Annotated in this window: 8 protein-coding genes; all 8 read left to right on the top strand. The window is 43.6% G+C overall.

Going from position 1 to position 5,683, the window contains the following annotated elements:
• Positions 1–206 precede the first annotated feature (206 nt).
• Positions 207–329: a hypothetical protein gene (locus tag IM509_RS20160; protein ID WP_256377326.1), complete on the top strand. Its 123-nt coding sequence runs from the start codon at positions 207–209 to the stop codon at positions 327–329.
• Positions 330–497: 168 nt separating this feature from the next.
• Positions 498–2,033 carry a bifunctional phosphoribosylaminoimidazolecarboxamide formyltransferase/IMP cyclohydrolase gene (gene purH, locus IM509_RS20155; RefSeq protein WP_052276262.1) on the top strand — a complete coding sequence of 512 codons (1,536 nt, stop codon included), beginning with the start codon at positions 498–500 and terminating at the stop codon, positions 2,031–2,033.
• Positions 2,034–2,563: 530 nt separating this feature from the next.
• Positions 2,564–2,839 (top strand): BrnA antitoxin family protein, encoded by a 276-nt coding sequence (locus tag IM509_RS20150; protein WP_002756884.1) that lies wholly within the window; start codon positions 2,564–2,566, stop codon positions 2,837–2,839.
• A gap of 404 nt (positions 2,840–3,243) precedes the next feature.
• On the top strand, positions 3,244–3,825 hold the full coding sequence (locus tag IM509_RS20145) for a hypothetical protein (RefSeq protein ID WP_072927210.1): 582 nt from the start codon (positions 3,244–3,246) through the stop codon (positions 3,823–3,825).
• A 189-nt stretch (positions 3,826–4,014) separates the two neighbouring features.
• Positions 4,015–4,233, top strand: coding sequence for a hypothetical protein (locus IM509_RS20140; RefSeq protein ID WP_110579071.1), 219 nt, complete (start codon positions 4,015–4,017; stop codon positions 4,231–4,233).
• A complete protein-coding gene (locus IM509_RS20135; protein WP_002748618.1) occupies positions 4,230–4,499 on the top strand; it encodes a type II toxin-antitoxin system RelE family toxin in 270 nt (89 codons plus the stop codon). The genes IM509_RS20140 and IM509_RS20135 overlap by 4 nt, the downstream gene beginning before the upstream one ends.
• A 148-nt stretch (positions 4,500–4,647) precedes the next feature.
• Complete coding sequence (locus tag IM509_RS20130) at positions 4,648–4,860, top strand: type II toxin-antitoxin system VapB family antitoxin (protein ID WP_002754145.1); 213 nt, start codon at positions 4,648–4,650, stop codon at positions 4,858–4,860.
• Positions 4,847–5,245, top strand: a complete 399-nt coding sequence (gene vapC / locus IM509_RS20125) for a type II toxin-antitoxin system VapC family toxin (RefSeq protein WP_052276264.1) — start codon at positions 4,847–4,849, stop codon at positions 5,243–5,245. The genes IM509_RS20130 and vapC overlap by 14 nt, the downstream gene beginning before the upstream one ends.
• Positions 5,246–5,683 lie beyond the last annotated feature (438 nt).

Below are 5,683 nucleotides of genomic sequence, written 5' to 3'. Positions count from 1 at the left end.
TTCATTTAAAAGAGCAAGCTTTAGGAAAATTGTCTGAGCAATTTTTTGATAATTGACCACTGTTACATTTGGTAAATCGAGGAGTTGATCAAAATTTATCCACATAACCCACCTCCTGTTCTGTGTTACTATTATACCATCCTCACACAGAACCTAGAAGAGCCGTAGCCCGAATGAGGTATTCTATGAAGGTAGATCAGACAGTAATGCAATTCAGACTTGAATTGGCCGATGATGGTAATCTGACAACATTTGGCGATGACGGTTGCCAAGGGGTTTTCACTAATCTCGATGGACTTCGTTACCCTAAAAAATCCTGTATTTTTTAACAAGTCAGACTAAATCTTTCAAGGAGGACTTTAAAAATTGCCTTGGCATAAGTTGCTATTTGAGAGATAAAAATATAGAAGCAGCTGATTATTTACTAACCTACTTTTTTTAATTTTTAACGGGTTAGGACTGAGATATACTGAAATGGTTGCTTATAGATCACTACTATGGGACGTTTAGCGCTGATCAGCGTGACTGACAAAACCGGAATAGTTGACTTTGCCCGTCAGCTAACAGAAGAATTTGATTTTGAAATTATTAGCAGTGGAGGAACCGCCAAAACGCTCCAATCGGAGGGAATTCCCGTGATTAAAGTGGGAGAATATACAGGATCTCCTGAAATCTTGGGCGGAAGGGTGAAAACTCTCCATCCTCGCATCCATGGCGGTATTTTGGCTAGACGGGATTGGCAGTCAGATTTAGCGGAAATGGAGGCTAATCAAATTCGTCCTTTTGATTTGGTGGTGGTTAATCTCTATCCCTTTGAACAGACGATCGCTAATCCTGATGTTACCACCGCTCAGGCGATCGAACAAATCGATATTGGCGGTCCGGCGATGTTACGCGCCTCGGCTAAAAATTTCGCCCATTTGACTGTCATCAGTAACCCGAAGTATTACGAGCAGTATTTAAGCCAATTACGGCAAAATAACGGCGAAATCTCCCTGGAATTCCGTCAAAAAATGGCGGGGGAAACCTTCGCTTTAACCAATGCCTACGATGGAGCGATCGCATCCTATTTCGCCAGCTTAAACGGGGAAACGACGCGCTTTAATTTGGCGGGAAATGCCCTGCAAACCCTGCGTTACGGCGAAAATCCCCACCAAAGCGCCACTTGGTATGGTAGCGGTACAATGGCTCAAGGTTGGGGAAAAGCGACCTTATTACAGGGAAAAGAACTAAGTTATAACAATTTAGTCGATTTAGAAGCAGCCCGCCGTTTAATCGTCGAATTCGGCAGGGAAGAACCAGCCGCCGCTATCTTGAAACACACTAATCCCTGTGGAGTGGCGATCGGTGGTAGCTTAGTGGAAGCTTATGCTAAAGCTTTTCATGCCGATGCTATCTCGGCTTTTGGGGGTATTGTTGCCCTAAATCAAGCCATAGATGAAGCAACCGCTAAAGAATTAACGAAAACCTTCCTAGAATGCGTGGTTGCCCCCGATTGTAGCCCTGAAGCCCGGGATATCCTCGCTAAAAAGTCAAAAGTGCGGATTTTATTGCTGCCGGATTTAAGCAGGGGAGAAAAACAAACAGTAAAAGTTATCGCTGGCGGTTTTCTAGTACAAGCGGCCGATGACGTGGTAGAAACCCCGGATGAGTGGCGAGTGGTGACAGAAAAACAACCTACCCCCGCACAATTAGCGGAATTACTGTTTGCTTGGAAAGTATCTAAGCACGTTAAATCTAACGCTATTGTGGTGACAAAAAATCAAACTACTTTAGGCGTTGGTGCGGGACAAATGAATCGCGTTGGTTCGGTAAAAATTGCCCTTGAACAAGCAGGGGAAGCTGCTAAAGGTGGCTATTTAGCTAGTGATGGCTTTTTCCCCTTTGATGATTCTGTTCGCACGGCGGCCCAGTTTGGTATCGAGGCAATTGTTCAACCCGGAGGTTCTTTAAAAGATCAGGATTCGATTAATGCCGCTAATGAGTTAGGTTTAATTATGGTCTTAACAGGCATTCGTCATTTCTTGCATTAATACAAGGTTAGGGTGTGTTATTGCTTAAATTAACGCACCCCAACCAGTTATTAATTAGGGTTTGCTGAATAAATGTGAAATGTAGGCAAGGTAAGGGTTTTGTGGCTTTTCTGGCGAAACAGGTGCAAGATTTTGAGAGAATCGTGCTTCAAAACCTTGCGTCTTCATCGGCCCGCGTCCTGTAGGGGCGAAGCATTCGGGCAATAACCTATCGGTGAAACTGGAGATTTTCTATCCGAATGCTTCGCCCGTACTTTTTCAGCAAGCCCTAATTATCGGTTAATTTCCCCTATTCAATAGTTTTAAATTTCCCAAAAGCGCGAGTATGTCCAGCTTTTGGGGAACAAAGAAAATAGTGCTATATTTGGCTATTTATTTAGGTCATTTCCTCAAATGCTTTGGACAAAAATTGACCATACTTGGCGATTAATGTTTCCTCTCCAACCATTAAAAGTGTCAAAATAATAGTAAAGTTTTGTGACAAAGTGCAGTCAGATATAAGAATCTTTGCTAGAACTCCAGGACGAAATATGAACAACGAACCTACTTCGAGCAACTCTCAAACTGATTGGCAACGATTGGATGCGATGAGCGATGAAGATATTGATTTATCAGATTGTCCAGAGATTACGCCAGAAATGTTTGCTAAGGCGGTAGTGCGGCGGGGTTTACCTGCTACAAAAGCCAAGGCTCAAGTTACACTCCCCATTGATAGCGATGTATTAGAGTGGTTTAAGTCTCAAGGGCGTGGCTATCAAACACAGATCAATCAATTGCTACGAGCGTATATGGAGGCACATCAATAACAGGCAGATTCATGTTTTTGTATTTGAAAACAAGGATTGCAGCGGCATAACAAGGGATTTACCATACTTTATTAGACTGAAAACCGCTATAACAAATCACCGCACCCGAAATAATAGTAAAATTTTGTGACAAAGTGCAGCCAGATACAAGGATCTTTGCCATAATTCTGGAAAGCTTCTATGATAAGTCTCCTTAAAAGGAGATTGTTGGCAGTAAGCTAATCTGGCTAACAGGCTTTTGAGTGTGATCTGGGGGAAGTTTCTTGCGATTGCGCCTAAATGGAGTGACATACAGAAAGTTGACCCATATCGTTACTCTGAAGAGTGTTATACAGAGAGTTTCCGTATAATTAACAGTTATGCGGCAACCCTCGAATAACAGTACCTACATAGATTTAAAAGCCATGACTAGAATTCGAATTGAGCTGGTTGATGTATATTGCCGTGACACTGAGGATGTTACTGGTGCAGATGAATTTTACATCTTGGGTGGTGTCGGTTCTTACTCAAAATTAGGAGCGACAGGCGATGATCTGAAAATTCGCCCAGTCTTGACTGTTCCTATTAAAATTAACGACAAGCAGCGCAAACCATTTGGTAAAGGGGGCGGTATTATATTTGATGATGACGTACCTGAAAACAACACTTTGTACATTGCCTTGGCTGGATATGATGAAGACGCAAACAAAGACTGGTCAAAGCATGGTGAAATGGTGACGAAAGTGGGAAGTGCCATATCTGCGGGCTTAAAAGCGGTTCCCTATCCCCCTGCCCAAATTACGGGAACAATTCTTCCGCTTGCGATTGCGGGTGTAGGACTCGCAATGATGCTGGATAAAGATGATGAATTGGGACAACTCAAGCGTGATTTGCCAGTTTCAGCAATTTCCAGTGGGAGCCACGCCCAGTTTTGGACTCTCCGAAAAAAAGGAGGATGGTATTCGAGTTGGGATTACACCGTGACCTATCGAATTCACAAGGGATAATATAGCCGTAGGGTGCGTTCCCTAATCTGGATCCTACTGCTCCACTGATCGATTTTGGGGAACGTACCATGCACATTGATTGAAGCTATGAGTTTAAGTGCGATGCTGAAGGCACTGGGTAGCAGTACGCCATCGCTGTAGCAACGTGGAGGCTAGAATATATTAAGCCCTATACGTTAGATGTTGTATATGACTGAACGACTTGAGCAGGTGATCGCCCAATTACAAACCTTGTCAACCGATCAACAGGACGCGATCGCAACCCTAATTTTGGCAGAACTCGAAGAAGAAAAGCGATGGAATGACTCCTTTGCCGGCTCACCAAACTTGCTGGCTAAACTAGCAGCCGAAGCAATGGCAGAACATCGATTGGGCAAGACTCAAGAATTAGACCCAGAAACGTTGTGAAGTCTTGTACCACTGCTCGTTTTCGGGAGATGTTTGCAAATCTTCCAAAACCGATTCAAGAGCAGACCCGTAAAGCGTATCGGCAATTCAAAGAAGACCCAAGCTATCCCAGCTTGCGATTCAAGAAAGTCCATCCAAAGCTGCCCATCTATTCTGCACGCATCAATAGGGATTATCGTGCTGTCGGTCAATTAGAGGATGATACGGTGATTTGGTTCTGGGTTGGTTCCCATGCAGAGTACGATATGCTGCTGGAGCAATTGTAGTGCGATGCCGAAGGCACTACGCCATTGCCCTATGTAGCTTAAAGCTTGAGAGCCAACTAACAAAGATATGCCCAGAGGTGGGTTAGTCATCTATCGGATTAAAATGTAAAGAAAATAATCACTTATACTTCAATCTAATATCCATCCTATGCAAATTACCCTCAACCTTGATGAATCGCTTCTCAAGGAAGCCTTTCAACTGACTAACCTCACCACCCAAGAGGAACTAATGAATCTTGCTCTACAAGAATTCGTAAAATCCCGCCGTAAGAAAAACCTTCTCGACCTTGCCGGACAAATTCAATTTGCTCCAGATTTTGATTATAAAGCCCTACGTGAAACTCGTCATGTTGCTGATTGACACATCTGTGTGGATCAGCGTCTTCCGCGATCGCAGTGGTCAAGTTCGCCAGCAACTGGAAACGTTAATTGCAAATCGTGAGATTTTACTCACCCGCTTTACCCAGCTTGAACTGCTTCAAGGGAGCTTAAACGAGCAAGAGTGGACAATCCTCTCTACTTACCTCGAAGTGCAGGATTATGTTGAACTCAGTCCTTCTTCCTGGCAAGCGGCTGCACGTATTTACTATGATCTGCGTCGTCAAGGATTGACTGTTCGCAGCCCAATTGATTGCTGTATTGCTCAAGCGGCACTGGAAAATGATCTGCTTCTGATTCACAACGACCGTGATTTTGAAACCATTGCTCAAGTGCGATCTCTTCAAAATCTCCGTTTTCAGCCCTAGGGTGCGTTCCCTAATGGGGGTCCTACTGCTCCACCGATCGATTTTTGGGAACGCACCATGCCCATTGATTGAAGCTGTGAGTTTAGTTGCGATGCCGAAGGCACTGGTTGGTCTATCGGCGCGTTACGAGGGCAAGCCTAATCGTAATCAAATTCAGAATGGTACAGTCACACGAAGGTGGTATTGGAACAGTGGAAGAATGCAAACTAAAACCTGGGCTTGGAGCGCAAATTGGTGAAACTATCTTCATCGAAAATTTTGGGTCTGAAACCCCGTCGTTCTACGACGGCTTTACTGTTAAATAGGGTTTGCTGAAAAAGTAAAAAACAAAAACTCTCAAAAATCAGCCCGAATTTAAGATAAGTTTTTCTGTTGAGAAATCAGCCTTTTTATCATCTTTTCTAATCAAAGAGGGATGAATAAAGCTAAATTTAGATG

Origin of the sequence: Microcystis sp. M31BS1, assembly GCF_020245285.1 — a bacterium.
Lineage (GTDB): Bacteria > Cyanobacteriota > Cyanobacteriia > Cyanobacteriales > Microcystaceae > Microcystis > Microcystis panniformis.
This window is presented reverse-complemented; position numbering and strand designations above follow the sequence as displayed.